This window comes from Methylophilus glucosoxydans (assembly GCF_042676145.1).
GTDB lineage: Bacteria > Pseudomonadota > Gammaproteobacteria > Burkholderiales > Methylophilaceae > Methylophilus > Methylophilus glucosoxydans.
Genome location: NZ_JBHTJW010000002.1, coordinates 178152 through 198898, shown reverse-complemented (window position 1 = coordinate 198898; position 20747 = coordinate 178152). Strand labels below are relative to the sequence as shown.

Annotated in this window: 21 protein-coding genes; 5 read left to right on the top strand and 16 right to left on the bottom strand. The window is 52.9% G+C overall.

The genetic code is table 11. From position 1 onward, the window contains the following. Positions 1-3: 3 nt before the first annotated feature. Positions 4-759 carry a uroporphyrinogen-III synthase gene (locus tag ACFQ1T_RS03480; protein WP_379073982.1) on the bottom strand — a complete coding sequence of 252 codons (756 nt, stop codon included), beginning with the start codon at positions 757-759 and terminating at the stop codon, positions 4-6. Beyond that, positions 756-1691, bottom strand: coding sequence for a hydroxymethylbilane synthase (gene hemC, locus ACFQ1T_RS03475; RefSeq protein WP_313985773.1), 936 nt, complete (start codon positions 1689-1691; stop codon positions 756-758). The genes ACFQ1T_RS03480 and hemC overlap by 4 nt, the downstream gene beginning before the upstream one ends. Positions 1692-1892: 201 nt before the next feature. Here hemC and ACFQ1T_RS03470 point away from each other — a divergent pair, with 201 nt between their 5' ends. Next, positions 1893-2564: a mechanosensitive ion channel family protein gene (locus ACFQ1T_RS03470; protein ID WP_194749073.1), complete on the top strand. Its 672-nt coding sequence runs from the start codon at positions 1893-1895 to the stop codon at positions 2562-2564. A gap of 17 nt (positions 2565-2581) precedes the next feature. Here the strand turns inward: ACFQ1T_RS03470 and ACFQ1T_RS03465 are convergent, their stop codons facing one another. Next, positions 2582-3328, bottom strand: a complete 747-nt coding sequence (locus ACFQ1T_RS03465; RefSeq protein WP_338655956.1) for a LytR/AlgR family response regulator transcription factor — start codon at positions 3326-3328, stop codon at positions 2582-2584. Then, a complete protein-coding gene (locus ACFQ1T_RS03460) occupies positions 3321-4340 on the bottom strand; it encodes a sensor histidine kinase (protein WP_194749075.1) in 1020 nt (339 codons plus the stop codon). Before ACFQ1T_RS03460 ends, ACFQ1T_RS03465 begins: the two co-directional genes overlap by 8 nt. A 90-nt stretch (positions 4341-4430) precedes the next feature. Here ACFQ1T_RS03460 and argH point away from each other — a divergent pair, with 90 nt between their 5' ends. Both argH and ACFQ1T_RS03450 read left to right on the top strand, forming a co-directional pair. Continuing rightward, positions 4431-5849 carry an argininosuccinate lyase gene (argH, locus tag ACFQ1T_RS03455; RefSeq protein ID WP_379073979.1) on the top strand — a complete coding sequence of 473 codons (1419 nt, stop codon included), beginning with the start codon at positions 4431-4433 and terminating at the stop codon, positions 5847-5849. 62 nt (positions 5850-5911) lie between these two features. Beyond that, positions 5912-6583 carry a hypothetical protein gene (locus tag ACFQ1T_RS03450; protein ID WP_313985775.1) on the top strand — a complete coding sequence of 224 codons (672 nt, stop codon included), beginning with the start codon at positions 5912-5914 and terminating at the stop codon, positions 6581-6583. A gap of 652 nt (positions 6584-7235) precedes the next feature. Here ACFQ1T_RS03450 and hemW read toward each other — a convergent pair. From hemW to ACFQ1T_RS03435, 3 genes are read right to left on the bottom strand one after another with little or no spacing between them, the layout of a single operon-like run. After that, entirely contained in the window at positions 7236-8444 is a 1209-nt protein-coding gene (gene hemW, locus ACFQ1T_RS03445) for a radical SAM family heme chaperone HemW (RefSeq protein ID WP_379073977.1), read from the bottom strand. Positions 8445-8482: 38 nt separating this feature from the next. Next, entirely contained in the window at positions 8483-10996 is a 2514-nt protein-coding gene (locus ACFQ1T_RS03440) for an ABC transporter permease (protein WP_379073975.1), read from the bottom strand. Then, positions 10996-11703, bottom strand: coding sequence for an ABC transporter ATP-binding protein (locus ACFQ1T_RS03435; RefSeq protein ID WP_379073973.1), 708 nt, complete (start codon positions 11701-11703; stop codon positions 10996-10998). Before ACFQ1T_RS03435 ends, ACFQ1T_RS03440 begins: the two co-directional genes overlap by 1 nt. 65 nt (positions 11704-11768) lie before the next feature. On the opposite strand from ACFQ1T_RS03435, the gene ACFQ1T_RS03430 reads away from it, so the two are divergent. After that, positions 11769-12344: an arylesterase gene (locus tag ACFQ1T_RS03430; protein ID WP_275357399.1), complete on the top strand. Its 576-nt coding sequence runs from the start codon at positions 11769-11771 to the stop codon at positions 12342-12344. A gap of 39 nt (positions 12345-12383) precedes the next feature. Here ACFQ1T_RS03430 and ACFQ1T_RS03425 read toward each other — a convergent pair whose 3' ends face one another. From ACFQ1T_RS03425 to ACFQ1T_RS03385, 9 genes are all read right to left on the bottom strand, one after another. Beyond that, positions 12384-13283 (bottom strand): AbiTii domain-containing protein, encoded by a 900-nt coding sequence (locus tag ACFQ1T_RS03425; RefSeq protein ID WP_275357401.1) that lies wholly within the window; start codon positions 13281-13283, stop codon positions 12384-12386. Positions 13284-13478: 195 nt separating this feature from the next. Continuing rightward, positions 13479-13787, bottom strand: a complete 309-nt coding sequence (locus ACFQ1T_RS03420; protein ID WP_275357403.1) for an XRE family transcriptional regulator — start codon at positions 13785-13787, stop codon at positions 13479-13481. Further along, positions 13771-14145 carry a type II toxin-antitoxin system RelE/ParE family toxin gene (locus ACFQ1T_RS03415; protein ID WP_313984557.1) on the bottom strand — a complete coding sequence of 125 codons (375 nt, stop codon included), beginning with the start codon at positions 14143-14145 and terminating at the stop codon, positions 13771-13773. The genes ACFQ1T_RS03420 and ACFQ1T_RS03415 overlap by 17 nt, the downstream gene beginning before the upstream one ends. Before the next feature lie 155 nt (positions 14146-14300). Beyond that, complete coding sequence (gene recQ, locus ACFQ1T_RS03410) at positions 14301-16127, bottom strand: DNA helicase RecQ (RefSeq protein ID WP_379073970.1); 1827 nt, start codon at positions 16125-16127, stop codon at positions 14301-14303. Between the two features lie 9 nt (positions 16128-16136). Next, positions 16137-16352, bottom strand: a complete 216-nt coding sequence (locus tag ACFQ1T_RS03405; protein ID WP_124552468.1) for a hypothetical protein — start codon at positions 16350-16352, stop codon at positions 16137-16139. A 25-nt stretch (positions 16353-16377) separates the two neighbouring features. After that, positions 16378-17001: an RdgB/HAM1 family non-canonical purine NTP pyrophosphatase gene (gene rdgB / locus ACFQ1T_RS03400; protein ID WP_379073968.1), complete on the bottom strand. Its 624-nt coding sequence runs from the start codon at positions 16999-17001 to the stop codon at positions 16378-16380. Position 17002: 1 nt separating this feature from the next. Continuing rightward, on the bottom strand, positions 17003-17722 hold the full coding sequence (rph, locus tag ACFQ1T_RS03395) for a ribonuclease PH (protein WP_379073966.1): 720 nt from the start codon (positions 17720-17722) through the stop codon (positions 17003-17005). A 12-nt stretch (positions 17723-17734) separates the two neighbouring features. Next, entirely contained in the window at positions 17735-18652 is a 918-nt protein-coding gene (locus ACFQ1T_RS03390; RefSeq protein WP_379073964.1) for a PP2C family protein-serine/threonine phosphatase, read from the bottom strand. Between the two features lie 10 nt (positions 18653-18662). Next, entirely contained in the window at positions 18663-19598 is a 936-nt protein-coding gene (locus tag ACFQ1T_RS03385; protein ID WP_275357412.1) for a serine/threonine protein kinase, read from the bottom strand. A 145-nt stretch (positions 19599-19743) separates the two neighbouring features. Here ACFQ1T_RS03385 and ACFQ1T_RS03380 point away from each other — a divergent pair, with 145 nt between their 5' ends. Then, positions 19744-20637, top strand: coding sequence for a YicC/YloC family endoribonuclease (locus ACFQ1T_RS03380; RefSeq protein ID WP_228518950.1), 894 nt, complete (start codon positions 19744-19746; stop codon positions 20635-20637). Positions 20638-20747: the final 110 nt, after the last annotated feature.

Sequence of the window (20747 nt, the reverse complement as noted above, 5' to 3'; positions counted from 1 at the left end):
CGACTACGAAAGCTGACCTTGCAATAAATTCAGCATGGCGCTATCCCCGGAAACACCGCTGCAGTAAACCGTCAAACCCGCCGTGCTCGCTTGCTCGGCGATACGGGCATGGTTAACAAACAAAGGCGTGGCTTGCAGCCAGGCTGCATCCTGCGCCAGGTCGAGCAAAAAGCGCAAAGCCTCACTGCTAGTCACGACGATACCCTGCAATTTGCCTTCATCATAAGCCTGCGCCAGCACTTGTGTACTGCTTTGCGGATTGACGCGGCGGTAACATTCACCAAACACGACCTCCGCCCCGCGCTGTTTCAAGGTCTCGGCCAGGACTTCGCGTCCGCCCACCCCGCGCACAATCAACACACGCTGCCCTTGCATCACCTGCAATGGCTCCAGTGCCAATAGAGACTCACTATCAAACCGGTCTTGCGGGGTCAGCACCTGTGTAATGCCAAACGCCTGCAAACTGGCGGCCGTGGTCGGGCCAATCGCGGCAAACTTGAGGCTTGGTGGGATGCCTGCCAGCTGCAGTAAAGGCATGCCATGTTGCACGGCATTGCTACTGATAAAAATGACCCAGTCAAACTGGGCCAAGGGCGTGATGGCTTGATCAAAGCCACTGAGATCAGGCAACGCCTGAATATCCAGCAGCGGAAACGAGATCACCGCACCGCCGGCGGCCTCAATGGCGGCCGTTAGCTTGGTCGCTTGCTCGGGGGGGCGCGTGACGGCAATCCAGCGTCCGGCCAACGGCAGGGTCATTTTATGCCATCCAGCAATGCCAGAATCTTGTCTGCACCGCGCGCCACCAATTGCAGGGCCAGTTGCTGACCCAGTTTTTCAGCCTCTGCTGCGGATCCCGTGACGGTCTCTTTCAGCATTTGCTGGCCATCCACGCTAGCGACAAATCCCTGCATGGTGATAGTGTCATTTTGCTTGGTGGCATAAGCGCCCAGCGGCACCGTGCAACTCCCCGCCAATGCGCGGCTAAAGCCACGCTCGGCCAGCACGCAAAGCTCGGTGTCGGGGTGATTAAGCGGTGCCAGAATGGTTTTCAAATCCGTCCGCGCGGCATTGATCTCAATGCCCAAGGCACCCTGACCCACTGCCGGAATGCTCTCTTGCGGAGAAATAAACTGGCGGATGCGATGACCCAATTCGAGACGGATCAATCCAGCCGCCGCCAGAATAATCGCGGCATATTGGCCTTCGTCCAGCTTGCGTAACCTGGTTTGCAGATTACCGCGCAAGGATTCAATCTTAAGCGTGGGAAAACGCGCCTGTAACTGGCTTTGTCTGCGCAAACTGGAGGTGCCCACCACACTGCCAGCGGGCAGATCTTCCAGACGGGCATAATCATTGGACACAAACGCATCGCGCGGGTCCTCGCGCTCGCCCGTTGCCACCAGCGTAAAGCCCTCTGGCAAGTGCATGGGCACATCTTTCATGCTGTGCACAGCCAAATCGGCACGGCCATCTGCCAGCGCGTTTTCAAGCTCTTTGACAAACAGGCCTTTACCGCCAATTCTCGATAACGGCGAATCCAGAATCTGATCTCCCATGGTCGTCATGCCCAAAATACTGACGTCACATTGTGGATACAAGGCCTGTAATCTGGCCTGGATGTGCTTGGCCTGCCACATGGCAAGTGCGCTTTCGCGGGAGGCAATGACCAACTTGGCGGGAGAGTTCAGTGTGCTCAAAATGAATAACCTGTGATGAAGTTAGCTGGATTAAGCTGCGCATTTTAACACGGCATGTCCAGATAGCCGCGCAAGCAGCGGAGATGAACCTTTGAGCCACAAGGGAGTCGGATTGAGTTATGCTGAGCATTCGGCAAACACCTCAAGTGGCGATAAAAGTCATGCTTTTAAACATAAAGAGGAGGACTACTCATGCAGTACCAAATCGAAATTTTTCTTTCTTCTCTCAATCAATTCTGGATCGAACTCGTACATTTTGTGCCCAAATTACTGGCAGCCATGGTGATCCTGTTTTTTGGCTGGCTGGTAGCCAAAGCAGTCCGGTTGGGCGTAAAGCGCATTCTGGAACTCTCGCATTTTGATACCTTTGCGCAAAAGTCAGGCCTGGAAGCCTTTATGCGTAGCGCCAATTACAAAGTGAGCCTGAGCGGCATTATCAGCCAGGTGGTGTATTGGCTGGTGATTCTGCTGTTTGTCATTACCGGTGCCAATTCGCTGGGCCTGAGCGAAGTGGCCGCCCTGTTAAAAGAACTGGCCAGCTATCTGCCACACATCATTGTGGCGATTTTGGTCGTGATCTTTGGGACGCTATTTGCCCGCTTTATCAATCGCCTGGTGTTTGCCTGGCTGCACAGCATCAAATTTGACCAGGCGCTAGTGATCAGCACTTCGGCCGAGTATTGCATCCAGATCCTGGCGATTTTCATCGCACTGGAGCAATTAGGCATCGGCATGCAGCTGATACATTCATTATTTGTGATTGTGTTTGGCGCGGTGTTTTTAGCGCTAGCCATCGCCTTTGGTCTGGGTGGCCGTGATTGGGCCGCAAAAGTGATAGACCAGGCGCAACAGAAGAAAAAATAGCGGCATAGGGCCACTACTTAAGTGGCCTTAATAATGTGCTGGTGACGGCGACTGACCATCAGGGTCTCGGGAATACCCTTAAGCAAGACCACCCATGCCGCCTCGCCCGCCTCATCGCCCTCGGTCATGCGTTGTTTTTCAAAGCCGCTGATGGCTGCGCGTGCCACCAGTGCGTTTCGGTGTATACGGACGAACAGATCGGGATAACTTTGCTCCAGCTGTGTGAGCGAGCCCTCGAGTAAATAACTTTTTTCGCGCGTGCGCACGGTGATGTATTTAAGCTCAGCGCGCAAATAAAGCACCTCGGCGATGGGCACCAACATGATTTTGCCACGTTCGTGGATGCTTAAATGATCATGGGTTTGCTGCAAAGGCTGCAATGCTTGTGACTGCGCCGCTGGCAAAGGCTGCGCTTTGGCCAAGGCCGTTGCCAGGCGCTCACTTCGAATCGGTTTCAGCAAATAATCAATCGCATTGAGATCAAAGGCTTGCACCGCATAATGGTCATAAGCCGTGGTAAAAATCAGTTTGGGCGGCGTTGCCAGGCCACGCAAATGCTGGGCCAGCTCAATGCCATCCATCACGGGCATGCGAATATCCACCAGCACAATCTCGGCAGCGTGTTGCTGCAACAGGGATAATGCCTCCACGCCATTGGCTGCCTCACCAACGATCTCATAACCACCGATATCCCCCACCAGGTCGCGCAAGCGCTGCCTGGCCAAGGGCTCATCGTCTACAATCAACAGACGCTGGCTAGCCATGCACCACCTCGGACAAAGGCCGGGTCGGGATGACGATTTCAACGATATACCGTTGATCCGCTTCGTACTGACGCAATTGCGCCTCAAGGTCGTAATGCAAGCGCAGGCGTTCACGAATGTTTTTGAGCGCCATTTTATTGCCACTCGCCCGGTTGCTTGGCGGGGGGAGCGGGTTGCTTATCCTTAACAGCAAGCTTTTGCCGCTGGGTTTGATCTCAATATGCACCACGCCGCCTTGCGGCTGCGGCTCAATGCCATGATAAATGGCATTCTCAAGCAAAGGCTGCAAAATCAGCGGCGGAATCATCATCTCCGGTGGCAGCTCAGACAATTGCCAGTCACATTGCAGCCGTTCATCCAGACGCAGTTTTTCGATATTGAGGTATTGGTGACACAAGGCAATTTCTTGCGACAACGGCACCAGGTCACGGTTATCCGCCATTAGCACGCGGAATAGTTCAGCCATATCCTCCAGCGCCGTTTCAGCACGCTGCGGCTGGCTGCGGATCAATGACAAAGCTGCATTCAGGCTATTAAACAAAAAATGCGGGCGAATGCGCGCCTGCAAGGCCTGCAACCGGGCCTCGGCGATGGCGGGTGAATATGCACGCTGCAGCAGGTCGAGGTAATACAGGCACAGCAGCACATCGGCAGCAGAGAGCAACAGCACCTGACACCATTGCGCGGCACGCAAAGGCACAATCCAGACATGGTAACCTTCCGTGGCCAATGCGGTCAGGCCAACCGCCAGCAGCACAATCCCTGCCAGGGCCGGGCGATATGCCCAGCGGCTCATCCACGGATAAGCCAGGGTCAGCGCCCCCATCACCAGCAACAATGGCGGCAGCCACTGGCTACTGATCTGCGTCAGTGCGTTTACCCAGGCGCTAATACTTGCGTCCGGCTGTCCATCGTAGACCACCAGCAACGCCAGCAAACACAGATGCAGCAACAGCACACGTAAGTGTATGCCCAGATTGCGGAAATTGGGAATGCGGCTAGTTTTACGCACAGCGTGATGTTCATTTATAATGTGGCTCCAGCATCATAAGTATTCAGCGCCTCTCGCGCAAGCCAGCCTTATTGGCAGAAAGAATTTGTTTTGACCGCACCCAAACCGACAACCCAGTCTTCTTTGCATCAAAAAGACCAAGCCTGGTCCGGCCGCTTCAATGAGCCGGTCGCCGAACTGGTTAAACGTTATACGGCCTCGGTCGACTTTGACAAACGTCTGGCCAGGTTTGATATTGAAGGCTCGATTGCCCACGCCACCATGCTCGGCGCACAAGGCATCATTTCGGCGCAAGATGTAGAAGAGATCAAACGCGGCCTGGGCGAAATTCTGGCAGAGATTGAAGCAGGCCAATTTGAATGGCTGCTTGATCTTGAAGACGTACACCTGAATATCGAAAAACGCCTGACCGAGAAAATCGGCGATGCTGGCAAACGCCTGCACACCGGCCGTTCACGCAATGACCAGGTAGCCACCGATGTGCGGCTGTGGTTGCGTAGCGTGGTCGATGACGCGATTGCTGGTATCCGCGCCCTGCAAACCTCCTTGCTGGATTTGGCCGAACAGAACGCTGCCACCATCATGCCTGGCTTTACCCATCTGCAAGTCGCGCAACCGGTGACCTTTGGCCACCACCTGATGGCCTATTTTGAAATGCTCAACCGCGATGCCGAGCGCTTTGCCGATGCCCGCAAGCGGATCAACCGCCTGCCCTTGGGCGCGGCCGCACTGGCGGGCACCAGCTACCCGATCAAGCGCGAGCTGGTGGCCGAACTGCTGGGGTTTGACAGCGTATGCCAGAACTCGCTCGATGCCGTGTCTGACCGCGACTTCGCCATCGAATTTAATGCCGCTGCCTCGTTGCTCATGATGCACTTGTCGCGCTTCTCCGAAGAGCTGATTCTATGGATGAGTCCAAGATTCGGCTTTATTGATATTGCCGACCGCTTCTGTACCGGCTCGTCTATCATGCCGCAGAAGAAAAACCCGGATGTGCCAGAACTGGTGCGTGGCAAAACCGGCCGCGTCTATGGCCATTTAATCGGGCTGTTGACTCTGATGAAAGGCCAGCCACTGGCCTACAACAAAGACAACCAGGAAGACAAAGAGCCTTTGTTTGACGTGGCCGACACCTTGCTGGTGACCTTGCAGATTTATGCCGATATGCTGCGCGGCATCACCGTCAAGGCCGACAATATGCGCCAGGCGGCATTGGAAGGTTTTGCCACCGCCACCGACCTCGCCGATTACCTGGTGAAAAAAGGCATGCCGTTCCGCGATGCGCACGAAGTCGTCGCGCATGCCGTCAAAGCGGGTGTGGAGTCTGGCCGCGACCTGGCCGAATTCAGCCTGTCTGAGTTACAAGCATTTAGCAGCACCATCAGCGACGACGTGTTTGAAGTGCTGACGCTCGAAGGCTCCGTCGCCAGCCGCAACCACACCGGCGGCACCGCCCCAGAACAAGTGCGCCGTGCCATTGCGCAAGCCAGAGTACAGTTAGGGCGCTGATGATCCTCCGCCACCCTCACCAATGGAATCTCAGATCATACTTGGTGATGATGGCGGGCTTGATGATTGTCATCGGCGTGATGCTCCGGCTATTTAACCATCCCGTGCAGGCCGCGTTTGGCATAGCCAATCCCAAGCAAGAGCAATCCATGCTCTGGCCCTTGCTGCCCGGTGAAAGCGTCAACAGTCTCGCCGCCAAACTTTACCCGCAAAGCCCCGTCCTCCAGCAACGCTTTGTGCAGCAATCACTCACGCTGAGCCGCAGCCGCGGCATCCTGCTCAAGGCCGACCAAGCGGCCAAGTATGCGCAATTAATCGCTGTGCCCAATGCACAAACCCTGCACACCATCACCCACCGCATCAAAAAAGCCGATGAAGTCGATCCGCAAACCTTTGTCACACCCGGCCTGGTAATGAGTGTGCAACTCTCGCAAGGCGCCCAGCAAAGCTCGGGGTGGCATTTGCCAAAGCTTTCGCTGCCAACCGTGCACCTGCCAGAATTACCGGCACTTAAAGGCTATTCCTTCTCGGTGGATCATTTAACGCGCCGTGTCATGGCCGTGAGAACGCATGTGGTAGACACCTACCAGGCTAATGCAACAGCGATTGCTAACACCCCGCTCAACAAGCTTTATCAAACACCGCAATTGGCGGTGATTGTATTGAGTGCGCTCTTGTTGCTGGTGTTGAGTTTGGTTTGGGGTGTTTTGGAAGAGCGGCGGCCTAAGCGTTAACCTTTGCATTACATTCTTTTTCGCCTTGATGGCGAGTTACTTTCTGTTGCTTGCCCCACAGAAAGTAACCAAAGAAGACGGCACCCAGCCATCACGGCCTGACGGCTGCCTTGCGTTGCTCAACAAAGTGGGCGTCCATCGAAACTCGCCCTAGCAGCTTGCACACTACGCAAGCTGCCGCGGAACTCGAACAGCCGATGGTCGACATCACCCACTTCGTCTCCGCTACTCAGCGTGATGGGATGGGATTGATCTCGTCAAAGTCACACTGTTGAAGTTTGGACGGTTGGAAAACACCAATTCTTTTATTCAATCCGCCAACGGTGGCAGTCGCATGGTGTTCCGGGGCCCCTATCTGACGCGCCGAGTAGCGCAGGCAAAACAAGAATAAAGGGAGCGACTGTTCGAGTCCCGCAGCAGCTCACGTATTTTGTGAGCTGCCAGGTCGAGTTTCGTGACCGCTTGTTTTGGTGAGCAACGCAGGAAACAAGCGTAAGCTAGGGTGCACTTTCTTTTGGTTACTTTATCTTTGTGCAAGCAAAGAAAAGTGACTCGCCGAGGGGCGACAGAGAGTGTGACAACCAATCACCGATCACACGCGTGGGCATACATGCCCACCCTACCACTTTCAAACTCCTGCTTGTGTCAGGTATTACGGTAAAAACATCCCCAATAACTCATTCAAAAACCGCTGACCTTTCAATGTCGGTGCAATCACCCCACTCTGCTCTGCCAACAACCCCTGTTGCTGCGCCGCCTGCAAGGTCGACTGAATAGTCCTTAATGGTAATCCCGTCCGTTGCTGAAACAAACTAGCCTCTACCCCATCCACCAGCCTTAACGCATTCATCATAAATTCAAACGCCAGGTCTTCACGCCCAATCTGCCATTCACTATCCACCATCTGTCCAGTAACGATAGACTCGAGATACTTTTTCGGATGCTTGTGACGACTTTGGCGAATGATCTTGTCATGAAAACTCAGCTTTGAATGCGCGCCTGCGCCGATGCCCAGGTAATCGCCAAACGTCCAGTAATTGAGGTTGTGCTGGCACTGCTGGCCAGGCTGGGCAAAAGCTGAGGTTTCGTAATGTTGATACCCACTCCCAGCAAGTATTTTCTCGATTTCTTCCTGCATGGTGGCGCTGGTATCGTCGTCGGGCAAGCTCGGTGGCGTGCGGTGAAACGGTGTGTTGGGTTCCAGCGTCAGGTGATAGAACGACAGATGCGCGGGCTTGATCTGGCAGGCAGTTTCAGCATCTAGCAATGCATCTTCCAGGCTCTGTTCCGGCAATGCATACATCACATCCAGATTCACCTTTTCAAAGGTATTCAGCGCCAACTCGGCGGCGGCCAGGGCTTGGTCGCGGTCATGAATGCGGCCTAGCGATTTTAGATATTGCGGCTGAAAACTCTGAATGCCGAGCGACACACGATTCACGCCTGCGTCACGGTAACCCTTGAAGTTGGCGATATCCACTGTGCCCGGGTTGGCTTCAAGTGTGACTTCAGCGCCATATTCCAGCGGCGTGAGCATGCGCACATGGCTCAAAATCTTATCAATCGATTCGGCAGAGAAAATGCTGGGCGTGCCGCCGCCAAAAAACACGCTGCGGATTTTACGGCCCCACACCAGTGGCGTGGCTTGTTCGAGGTCAGCAATCAAGGCATCGACATACGCGGCTTCCGGGACTTCCTGCCGTGCTTCGTGCGAATTAAAGTCGCAATAAGGGCATTTGCGCACGCACCACGGGATATGGATATACAACGAAAGTGGCGGCGGATTGGAGAGTCCGCTCAGCGTGATGTCGCCTTGAAGCGGCGCATCTTTCAGGCTATTGGCAGGATAAATCGGAATCATGCGCGTATTTTAACCTGTATCCATCCAGGCACAGGGACTTAAACACTTTGCAACAAGACTCTGGGCGGCTGGTTAAACTGGTTGCGCGCCACCAGCCAGGCCGACAAGGGCACCAGCACCATCGCCGCCAGCAAGGCCTGAGTGGTCAGCCAGACGTTGAACTGATAATCCATCTCCAGCACCCGCGTCGCCAGGGCATAAGCGGCAATATTGGTAAAAATATTGGCAACGATACTGGCCAATAGGCCTATGCATAAAAACTCCACCAGCATGGCCAGCACCACCTGCTTTCTGGAAGCGCCCAGCACCCGCATCAAGGTGCTTTCGCGCACCCGCTCTTCACGAGTCGCCATCAGCGCAGCATACAACACGGCCAGGCCCGCCAGCAGGCTAAAACCAAACACGAATTCAATCGCATAGCTCATTTTGCTGATCAGGCTTTGAATCTGCTCCAGCACCGCTGCCACATTGATGATGGTTAAATTGGGGAATGTTTTGACCAGTTGATTCAGGGCGTCTTCTTTGCCCGCTGGCAGGTGAAAGCTGGTGAGGTAATTGGCGGCGTAATTATCCAGCACTTTCGGTGGCGTCACCGCGAAGAAATTCACATGCATGCTGTTCCACTCCACCTTGCGCAAACTGGTGATGGTGAGCTCTAGCTGGGTGCCGGCCACATCGTAAGACAATTTATCGCCCAGCTTTAAATTGAGTGTTTCAGCCAACCCTTGCTCTAACGACAACAGCGGTTTACCAGCATCCTCGGCGCGCCACCACTGCCCTGCCACCAGTGCGTTATCGGCCTGCATTTCTGTAGCCCAAGATAAATTAAACTCCCGCTCAGCCAGACGCTTGGCGCGGTCATCTTTGTACGCTTCAATATTAAGCGGCTTACCATTTACAGAGATCAGCCTGGCGCGCACCATGGGAAAAATATCCGCATGCTGAATAGCATGCGCACTTAATAGCGCATTGATGCCGGGAATCTGGTCGGCCTGGATATTGATGACAAAACGGTTAGGCGCATCTGCGGGTAACGAGGTCTGCCAGTTTTTCAGCAGGTCATTACGCACAAATGCCAGCAGCAAGATCGCCATCAGGCCCATGCTTAAGCCAACCACCTGGGCGATGGTCAACATCGGTCGGCGCCTTAAGCCCATGAAACCGAGCTTGATCACACCGAAATTTCGCACGCTGAACGTCTGTACGAAACGCATGCCCGCATAAGCCAGCAAACCAGCCACCACGACCAATCCAAATAACGCAGCCAATACAATCCCGGCCAGCTTGATATCCCCCGCATGCCAGAACACCAGCCCGGCCAATACCAGCAATGCGGGTAAAAACATCAGACCATGGCTGCGCGCATTGCCTTCTAAATCCTGACGCAAAATACGCAGTGCAGGCACCGCCCGTAAACGCTGTAATTGCGGCCACACCACCGTCAGCAAAGTAGCAAAGCCAGTGGCGAAACCCAACAAGACCGGCATCCAGCCCGGGGCTGGCAACGTTTCGAGAAACAGGCGGCCAGCAAGTATCGCCAAGCCATATTGCGCGGCAAAGCCCAGCACACACCCGATCACGCTACCCACCAATGCCAACAGCAAGGTCTGGTAGAGCAAAATCTGCGTAATCAGCTTTTTGGTCGCGCCAAAACAGCGCATCAACGCATAGGCATCCAGGCTTTTTTGCACATAGGGGATGCTAGCCAGTAACATCGCCACCATCGCCAGAATCACGCCGACCATGGAGGCAATGCCGAGAAACTGTTGCGCCTTGTTTAGCGCACTGCGCATTTCCGGGCGGGCGCTGCGGATATCATCTACGCGCTCACCTCGGGCTAGTTGCGGCTTCAGCCAATCGGCGTAATCTTCCATAGCCTGATTCACCGCTGCGCCATCGGTATTGGCGGCGACCAGCAACTGGTATTTCACCCGGCTACCAAACTGGACCAAGCCGGTCGCAGGCACATCGGCGCTATTCATAAACAGGCGCGGCGCAATGCTAAACATATCTCCGCCACGCGACGGCTCCTGCAATACCAATGCCGCGAGGGTAAACTGGCTTTCACCTACGCTGACCTCGTCCCCTATCTTCAATGCGAGTTTTTGCGCCAGTCTCGGCTCCATCCACACTGTTCCGCGGGCAGGGATCTCTGTTGAAAGAGGTTCTTTCGGCGCAGTTACTGACTGCCTGCTAATGGTCAAATGACCACGTAGCGGAAACCCCGCTTCCACCGCCTTGATTTCGGCCAGCTCACTACTGTCGTCTTTCAACACCATACTGGAAAACTCCAGCGCCTGCGTGGTCTGGTATTGGCGCCGCTGTGCCTCGGCAAGATATTTTTCCGGGAGAACATGGTCTGAGTTCACTACCAGATCCGCCCCCAGCAGCACATTGCCCTGGGTTTGCATGCTGGCTTTGATACGGTCAGTGAAAAAGCTGACTGAGGTGGTTGCCGTCACCGCCAGGATTAGCGCAAACAGCAATACGCGGATTTCACCCGAAGACCACAGGCTGCGGCACTGACGCCAAGCAATGGAGAAGGCCAGCATTAATGCGCCCCTGCCTGCGTGTCGGCTATCGTGATCTCACTGAGCACCCCACCCTGCAAATTCAACACGCGCTGGCAACGCCTCGCCAGATTCATATCGTGCGTGACCAGCACCAGCGTGGTGCCGCTCTTGGCGTTTAAATCGAATAACAATTTGATAATCGCCTCGCCGGTCGCCACATCCAGGTTACCGGTTGGCTCATCAGCGAATAAAATCGAAGGCTTGGCTGCAAACGCCCTGGCGATCGCCACCCGCTGCTGCTCGCCACCCGACAATTGTTTTGGGTAATGCGTGGCCCGTGCTGCCAGACCTACACTGTCGAGAGCAGCGATGGCGATCGCCTGCGCATCCCGCTGTCCCGCCAGCTGCAATGGCAGCATCACGTTTTCCAACGCGGTCAGTGAACCCAGCAACTGGAATGATTGAAAGACAAAGCCCATGTATCTGGCACGCATCGCCGCACGGCCATCTTCATCCATCTGGCCGATATCTTCACCGGCAATCAGGACTTTTCCGCTGGTTGCCGTGTCCAATCCAGCCAGTAATCCCAGCAATGTCGATTTACCCGACCCCGAGCTGCCAATAATTGCCAGCCGCTCCCCCTGGGGCACGGCCAGATTCAAACCAGCCAAAATGGGGAGTGTTGTATCATTGCTGACAACCGATTTACTTAACGATACCGCTTCAACGGCATAAGGGCTTTGCATTAATGATGTTCCGATTTCTTCATTTATTGATCGTGTTACCTGCTTTGTTGTTTAGCCACTTGGCCATGGCAGAGACAACTTCCAAACAAACAATACTGGTATTTGGAGACAGCCTATCCGCCGCCTATGGCATCCCTAAAGAGCAAGGCTGGGTGAATCTGGTCGCGCAACGTTTAAAAGACAACCAATTGCCCTACGAAGTTGCCAACGCCAGTGTTAGCGGTGAAACCACCGCTGGCGGACTCAGCAGATTACCTGCGGCACTTCAACAGTTTAAACCCAGTATCGTCGTGATAGAACTAGGCGCCAATGATGGCCTGCGCGGCTTACCACTGGATGCAATGAAGAGTAACCTTGAAAAGATGATTCACGCCAGCAAGCAGATCAATGCGCAGGTGGTCTTGCTAGGGATGTTTATTCCACCGAATTATGGCCCGAAATACACCAATGGTTTTAAGGCGGTTTACCTGGATTTATCAGAAAAATATAAAACGCCTTTTATCCCGTTTTTTCTGGATGGCATCAGCGGGCATAGCGATCTGGTGCTGGAGGATGGGTTACATCCTAATGTGAATGCGCAACGCAAGATATTGGAGAATGTTTGGCCGACTTTGAGAAGTCTATTAGCAAAGTCTAGATAATCAATACACCTCGACTTTGCTAACAATCCTTTAGTGAAGTCAAGAAAGCATCGAAGATAAAACTGGTAATAATGGTGCCATTGCTGGTCCAAGCACTTGCATATGATCGGCAAGAATACTCATGAATGTTTGATAGTGCTTCGTAAAGGTTGAAGTGCCTTTTGTAGACTCCAATTCAGCAACAACTTTTTCAAGTGATTCAGTTACTCTTGGATCCAAAGGTGTATCTTGAATGGCCTTAAGTAACTTAGAGAAGAACTCCTCATCACTCTTTTCTATATATTTTGCAGTTTGAGTAACATGACTACTTCCAGGCGCCAGATTTTGCACATTACCAGTAATGTAGGTATTAAATATCTGGTGAACTTTATCCACAGGCACAGGATTAGAATTTGGCTCGGCCTCACCAGCATTGGGATTTTGACTCTCTATCTCTAGTACAAAATTCAAAACTCTTGTTCTCACAGTGTCAACAATGGCTACTATTGCAACTGCAGGTATTACTTTCCATGCTTGCAGGCAATTCATATTTTGATAAATGCCTTGCCCAAAACGGGCCACAATATCTGGATTCCATGGCTCATGAAAAACGCTAGAATCCGTATCCTTTAACAAAGCTTCTATTGATGCAATAGGCTTCATTAGGTACGAGTGGCTTAAAACTTCACGCAACTCTTTTGGCACAGTTGAAAGCGGTATATCGGCATTACGTAATCCTGAACCGAATGCGCCACTGAAGTGACCTTTTGAATTAACGCTTAAGATACGATAATCAGGCAGCGACTCTTTAACACTATATCCTGATAGCTCAAACTCAATCCACTGCTTAAACTCAGAGCTATCTAACCTCGCCGCGAGTACTTTGCATTTTCTTAGCAATGTAGGTAAATCTACAGATCTGTCAATTGCAGCATTTTGAATTTGTCTTAATAGAGTCATGTCAATCTACTTTTAATGCTATAAATCACCCAAGTTTGTTTAGTTGTTAAGATTCGAGTTTTAAGCCGCTTAATGTCATGCAGAGAGGAATTCTTGCCCTTCGCTCTTCTTAAGTAATCAATAAATTCAAAGGCTATAGGGTTAGGTCTGATAAAACAACATTTTTAAGCTAAACCAACCCTATAGCCGCGCCAATCACAAATCTGAAAAATTCTGAATCTTGACTGAGCCCTCTGGAAATCTCGCCACAATTTCCAACTCCCCGCCCATGGCCTGGATATGGCTGCGTAGGGTTGATAAATACATGTCGGTGCGTTTTTCAATTTTTGCCACAGCAGGTTGCTGAATATGCAGTGCTTCTGCCATCATTTTTTGCGACAGGCCGCGCGCCTGACGCAACTCGTGCAAAGGCATTTCTTGCAGCATTTGCTCCGTTTTTTGAGTCACTTTGGATTGCGCTTCTGGCGAGAGCGCGGCTTTAAGTGCACTAAAGTTTTTTGCCATCTATCAATCCTTCCTTTATCAATGCCTTGATATGTTCATCGTAGAGTTGATCAGCGACTGGAATATATTTTTCATACCATCGACCATCACCTGTCTTATCGCCGCCAATCAGCAAAATGGCAGCTCTGCGAGGATCAAATGCATACAGTGTCCTTAATGGACGGCCATCGTGCTGTGTTCTCAATTCACGCATGTGGCAATGCCGTGACTGGTTAATTGCTGATGAATGTGGAAAAGGTAACTGGGTGCCCAACGATTCCAGCAACCCAACAGAAGCGGCAATAGATACTTGCTCATCTTCATTCAGAGAATGCCACCAAGCTTCGAACTCATCAGTATATTCAACCAACCATGCCATCGTAGCCCCCCTAAAACATTCCGTCAATGGAATATTTTGTGTTCATATCTTAAATTAAATTATTAAAATATGTTAACAAAATGAGGGGCTAAAAAGTACAGTTGATTTTTACGCGTTGTAGAACTGAGATTTTAATGCGTATGAGTTTTTTAGATTTAAGCCATTTCTTCCAGCACCTGTAAAAAGGCATCCCCATATTTCTGCAATTTTGCCTGTCCTATTCCGCTAATCCGCCCCATTTCATCCAGGGTCTGTGGTTTGCGGTTATGAATCTCCAACAGCGTACTATCGTGAAAAATCACATACGGTGGCACGCCCTGCTCTCTTGCCAGTTCCAGACGTTTGGCTTTAAGTGCTTGCCAAAGTGGATCGTCATTTGCACCTTCAAATGCTTCCTTGGCACGGGCGCTGCGTTCGGCTTTGCTCATGCGTTTTTCGGGTTCGGCATCGCGGCGTAACCAGACTTCTTGCTCGCCTTTTAATACTGGCCTTGCAGCCTCAGTGAGTTTCAAGCCGCCATAGGCAGCCATGTCTGCTTCCAGTAACCCGGCCGCAATCAGCTGGCGATAAACACCGCTCCACTGGTTTTGATTGAGTGTTTTACCGATGCCAAAGGTGCTGACTTTCTCGTGACCAAAGCGCTCGACTTGTGGCGTGACTTTGCCTATCAGCACATCAATTAGATGGCCGACGCCGAATCTTTGACCGGTGCGGTAGACACAGGAAAGCGCCATTTGCGCGACCTGGGTGGCTTGCCAGGTTTCGACCGGGTGCAGGCAGTTATCGCATTGGCCGCAGGCACCTGGGTGGCTCTCGCCAAAATAACGCAGAATACTTTGGTGACGGCAGGCGGTGGATTCGCAGTAGCCTAGCAAGGCATCCAGTTTTAAGCGCTCCAGCCGTTTGCGTTCTTCTGAGGCTTCGCCGCTATCGAGCATTTGCCGCATGGAGACGACATCGCCCATGCCGTAGACCATCCAGGCATTTGCTTGCAGGCCATCGCGCCCGGCGCGTCCGGTTTCCTGGTAGTAGCCTTCCATGCTTTTTGGCAAATCTAAATGTGCGACAAAGCGGACATTGGGTTTATCGATGCCCATGCCGAATGCGATGGTTGCCACCATAATGATGCCCTCTTCTCGCAAAAAACGTCGCTGATGTAGCTCTCGCAATTGCGCAGGTAAACCGGCGTGGTAAGGCAAGGCTGACCAGCCTTTTTCAACCAGCCAGGCGGCGGTTTCTTCGACTTTTTTGCGTGACAGGCAGTAGATGATGCCGGCGTCGTTGGGGTGTTCGCGCTCCAGGAAGGCCTGCAATTGCTGGCGGGCATTGTTTTTAATACCGACGTGATAACGGATATTCGGGCGGTCAAAACTGGAGACGAACTGGCGGGCGTTTTCCAGATTCAATTGGCTGATAATTTCAGCACGGGTCGGGGCATCGGCCGTGGCGGTGAGCGCGATACGGGGCACATCTGGGAAGCGGTTGTGCAGTACGGTGAGCTGGCGATATTCGGGCCGGAAATCATGCCCCCATTGCGAGACGCAATGGGCTTCATCAATAGCAAACAGGGCGAGGCCCGTGTGCTGCTGCACTTCATCGAGCAGGCTTAAAAAGCTGCCGACCATCAGGCGCTCGGGGGCGACGTATAACAGTTTGATTTCGCCAGCGACCACCTGGCGGGTGATGCGGGCATTATCTTCTGCGCTTAAACTGGAGTTTAAAAAAGCAGCGTTAACGCCCAGTTGTTGCAGGGCTTCAACCTGGTCTTGCATCAGGGCAATTAAGGGCGATACAACAATCGCCAGGCCATCACGCGCCAAGGCTGGAATCTGGTAGCAAAGCGATTTACCGCCGCCGGTGGGCATGAGCACCAGCGCATCCTGCCCGGCAATCACATGCTCGACGATGGCTTGTTGCTGGTGGCGAAACTGGTTGTAACCGAAGACGGTTTGGAGGATGTGTTGCGGTGAGAGGCTTGCCATTTGGCAGGCCTAAATCTTGTTATAAGGATTAACTAAGGCGTCGACAAGCTCGTGCAACGCTTTACGCATTTGCTCTTCGCTCACTTCCATCAGCAAGCCATCTTCCAGCGCGTCCTGGGCAATTTGTTTCAGCTCGTCAAAATTTTCGGCCATGACTTTGACTTTTTCGGTGCAGGACACCACCGAACCGTCATCGCGTACCCATTTTGGCCATTCATTACTCATGGTCTTGTTTACTCATCTTGTTTGTTTAATGACTGAGTGTTTTCAGTTGTTGCAGCAGTTTGGCCATCGCTTGACCGCGGTGACTCAGCTGACTTTTGATCTCAAGCGGTAATTCTGCCACGGTTTTGCCCGTCTGCGTATCCAGAAACAGTGGGTCGTAACCAAAGCCTTCGGTACCGCGGAACTCACGCAGGATTTCACCGCGCCATAGGCCATCGGCAATGATCGGTTGCGGATCTTGCGGATGGCGCACCAGCACAACCACGCTGTAAAAATAGGCACGGCGGTCGGCAATGCGTTCCATGGCTGTGAGCAATTTATCGTTATTGCGCTCGTCTTGTGTGAGCAGGCTTTTGGCTGGCTGTGGGCCAGCATAGCGTGCCGAAATCACACCCGGTGCGCCTTGCAAGGCATCGACACACAGGCCGGAATCATCGGCCAGCGCGGGCAAGCCGGTATGCTCGCTGGCATGGCGCGCCTTGGCCAGAGCGTTTTCAATAAAGGTGCCATACGGCTCGGGGCATTCTGGCACATTAAACTCGGATTGCGGCAGCACCTCGATATTCAAGGGTGCCAGCAAATGGGTGATTTCACGGAGTTTGCCTTTGTTGCCAGAGGCAATCACCAGTTTGTCAAACGGCAAGGCCATATTAAGCAGCCAGTGCGGTTTGCTGAATCACGGCAATTTCGCTGATGCCCTTGGCGGCAAGATCCAACATCTGGTTCATGGTTTCGCGGGCAAAGGGCTCGCCTTCGGCGGTGCCCTGAATCTCGACAAAGCCACCGTTGCCGGTCATGACCACGTTCATGTCTGTATCGCAGTCAGAGTCTTCGATATAGTCCAAATCCAGCACGGGTGTGCCTTGGTAAACGCCGACGGAAATGGCGGCCACAGAGTCTTTGACAGGTGTTTCAGTCAGTAGGCCTTTTTGCAGCAAGGTAGATACGGCATCGACCATGGCAACATAGGCGCCGGTGATGCTGGCGGTGCGGGTGCCGCCATCTGCCTGAATCACGTCACAGTCAAAGTGGATGGTGCGTTCACCGAGTTTTTCGAGGTCGATGATGGCGCGCAGACTGCGGCCGATCAGGCGCTGAATCTCTTGCGTGCGGCCAGTTTGCTTGCCGCGCGCGGCCTCACGGTCCATGCGGGAACCGGTAGAACGTGGCAGCATGCCGTATTCTGCCGTCACCCAACCCTGGCCTTTACCTTTTAAAAAGCCTGGGACTTTTTCTTCTACGCTGGCAGTACAAATCACCTGGGTATCGCCAAATTTAACCAGTACTGAGCCTTCTGCATGCTTGGTGTAATGGCGAATGATTTCGATGGCACGCAACTGGTCGTTGGCGCGCTGGCTGGGTCTGGTCATGGTTACTTTCTCTTATTTAATCAATTGCCGGGTTCTGCCCAGCGCTTCTTGTATCTCGGCAATCGCCTTTTCGATTTCTTCGTCAGTCAGATCTAACGCATACGGACTGGGCGTGGCCGGGCTTTCATTCATCATGGTGGTGGTGACGTCTAGCGGTAAATCCAGCGTTGAAATCGTCAGCGGGGTGACAATGCGTTCGCCCCACTGCAGCGCAATGGCGCTCATGTTATCACCAACGGTAATACTGGCGGCATCGGCATCGTCGAGCAAACGCGTGACACCATCATGGATATCCGCCGCCAGCATGTGTTGCGCCATGCTGATCTCGGACACCACGTTCCAGACGCCATCCGAGCACAGCAACACCACATCGCCCTCCCGCAACGGAATCGGCGCAGTCAGTTCGACCTGCGGTTCACGATCCCCGCCGACGCAATTATAAATTTTATTGCGGTGCGGGTGATGGTTAACCTCGTCAGCGCGGATTTTACCCTCGCGCAACAAGGATTGCACCACAGAATGATCTTGGGTTTGAAACTCGACCAGGCCGTTGCGGTAGAGGTAGGCGCGGGAATCGCCGACATGGGCGCAAAACAGTTTGTTGTGTTGAATCAAAGCCACGACGATGGTGGTCCGCGGGGACTCTTGCAGACGCTTTTGCAGGCGGACGTTTTCGATCACCTCATGCACCTGTGCAATCTGCTCGCGCAAAAATTGCGCGGGTTGCGCAATCATGGGCTTTGATTCGCGCTGAAAGGCATCGATCATTGTTTTGACCGCGATTTCGGCCGCCACATCGCCATGCTGGTGCCCGCCCATGCCGTCTGCCAACACCATGAAAATGGCATGCCGATGATAAGAGTAGGCCAGCCGGTCCTGATTATAGGGTCGCGGCCCCTGGCGACTGCCTTGTGCAATGGTGAATTTCATAGGATGAATTTCATAGTGGCTTGGTCAACACTTTAATAATTTTATCCACCAGCGAGCCACGCGGATCTTCAGCCACATGGATGCCGATCATTTTTTTTTGCAATGAAAACACACTTTGCGGTCTGAGCATGTAGTCCAGCTGCATGCACTCATCAATAATCGCCAGCAATTTTTCAGAGTAGATCTGTTGCCCCAACTCCACGGCCGGCACCAGCGTATCGTGCTTGAGGCGCTGGTTGGCCGCGATCGGCGAGGCCCGGTGCAGACAGGCATACATACTGGCGCCTATGCTGTAAATATCGCTCCAGGGGCCCAGGTGTTTGCGGTCTATATATTGCTCAGGCGGGGCATAGCCAGGCGTGTAAGTGGGCGCCAGCGTCACCTCGGACAAAGCCTGGCGCGCCGAACCGAAGTCCAGCAGCACTGGCGAGCCATCCAGGCGGATATAGATATTGGCGGGTTTGATATCAAGGTGCAGCAATTTGCGTGAGTGCACCTCACGCAACCCGTTGAGCAACTCAACGAACATGCGGATCAGAAAATTCTCGGGCACAGGCTGCGCTAACGCCATGATGTAGTCTTGCAGCGATTTGCCACGCTCATATTTCATGACCATATAGACGGTGCTGTTGGCGCGGAAGAAGTTTTTCACGCGCACGATGTTTTTGTGCTCGATATTGGCCAGCGCCAGACCTTCTTCAAAAAAGCACTTCATGCCATGTTTGTAGGCGGCTTCATTTTTGCCATTAGAGCGGATATGCGTGTCGCCCTCGCGCTCGGCTAAAGTCACCGGCATGTATTCCTTGATAGCAACCGTGGTTTTCTGCGCATCTTGCGCCAGATAGACGAAGCTGAACCCGCCCAGACTCAGCACCTTGGTAATGGTGTAGTCATGCAGCACAGTGCCTACCGGCAAGGCAAAATCGTATTTATGAGCGAGCTTCACTAGCGCTTTAACGTCACAATCATGGCTTTTATTAAGGGCATGGCATCAGCAGAGGTTGTGATTTGTTCTGCGCGCCGCCTTGTTTGTACCATTTTCGCATAACGATACCGCATTTGATACAATCAGTGAGTTTGCCAGGAGCCAGATGATGACGATAAAAAATTCCCCCGCTAGCCAACCGATGTTGAGCATGACCGGCTTTGCGGCCACCGAAAGCCGCTTTACTGGCGGGCTGCTGCTGATTGAGCTGCGAGCAGTCAACCACCGTTATCTCGAGCTCAATGTCAAAATCGATGACAACTTGCGCCAGTTTGAGGCGCAAGTACGTGAATTGCTGCAGTCCCGCCTGGGACGTGGCAAAGTTGAATGCCGCATCAATCTCAAAAGCGATGCCGCGGTGGCTAACCTGACGCTCAACCCTGAGATGGTCGGGCAGATCGCGCAAACCCTGGCCGCGTTACAGCAACATTTTCCGCAGGCGCAACCCGTCAATCTGGTTGAAGTGCTCAAGCTGCCCGGTGTTTGCCAAACGGAGAGTATCGATACCGAGGCCATGGCGCAGAGCCTGCTCAATGGCTTGTCGCAGGCCATTGATGAGCTGATTGCCGCCCGCCAGCGCGAAGGTGAAAAACTCAAGCAAGTGCTGCTCGACCGTCTGCAAGGCGTCCGTGAGCAGATCAGCATCGTCAAACCGCTGTTACCTGCCCTGATCAGCCAATATCAGGATAAACTGACCACCAAACTGCGTGAAGCCATGCAGGCAGAGGATGACCGCGTACGTCAGGAAATCGTGCTCTATGCCCAACGGATTGATGTCGATGAAGAGCTGGCGCGGCTCAATGCCCACATTGTTGAAATGGACCGTATCCTTACGGCTGGCGGCACCATGGGCAAAAAGCTGGACTTTTTGATGCAGGAAATGAACCGGGAAGCCAACACACTAGGCTCCAAATCGGTGGCGATTGAAACGACACAAGTCTCTATGCAACTGAAAGTGTTGATCGAACAGATGCGTGAACAGATTCAGAATATTGAATAAGCCCTATTTAACACACGGTTTGCACCAAAACCGTGATTCGAGAGTGCACCATTTAGGTGCGCTTTCTTTCTGAAACCCGCTCATATAAAACATAAACTCATGATTTAAAT